The sequence below is a fragment of the Rhodococcus sp. IEGM 1379 genome (genome assembly GCF_030056815.1).
Classification (GTDB): domain Bacteria; phylum Actinomycetota; class Actinomycetes; order Mycobacteriales; family Mycobacteriaceae; genus Rhodococcus_F.
In genome coordinates, this window is the sequence record NZ_JASHKR010000202.1 from 1 (window position 1) to 523 (window position 523).

The 523-nt window shown below is 61.4% G+C and carries 1 protein-coding gene; it reads right to left on the reverse strand.

All coding sequences use genetic code 11. The features are described from left to right. Nucleotides 1-523: condensation domain-containing protein (locus QM600_RS29520; RefSeq protein ID WP_283265323.1), on the reverse strand; the 523-nt coding region annotated here is incomplete at both ends.

Here is a 523-nt window from a genome sequence, read left to right on the forward strand (position 1 = left end):
AGGCGCTCGAACGGAACATCCGCGTGCGCGAAAGCCTGCAGATCCACTTCACGTGCAGAGGAAAGCAATTCGGTGAACGACATCGACGGATCAACGTCGGTCCGCAGCACCAGAGTGTTGACGAACATACCGATCAGGTCATCGAGTTCCGCTTCGCCGCGGCCCGCGATCGGTGCACCGATCGTGATATCGGTGGTCGCGGACATCCGGGCCAGCAATACGACCAATGCCGAATGGACAACCATGAACGGGGTCGCGTTGGCGGACTGGCCTATTGCTTCGACATCGGCCCACAACTGCGGGTCGATCTCGAACGCGTGGTTCGATCCTCGGCCCGAAGTGATCTCGGGACGCGTGCGATCACTCGGCAGGTCCAACAGTTCCGGCAAGTCTGCGAGAGTGTCATTCCAGTAAGAGATCTGCTGTGCGATGACGGACTGCGGGTCGCCCTCGGAACCGAGTATCTCACGCTGCCACAACGCGTAGTCGGCGTACTGCACCGGCAACGGTGCCCACGCGGGCG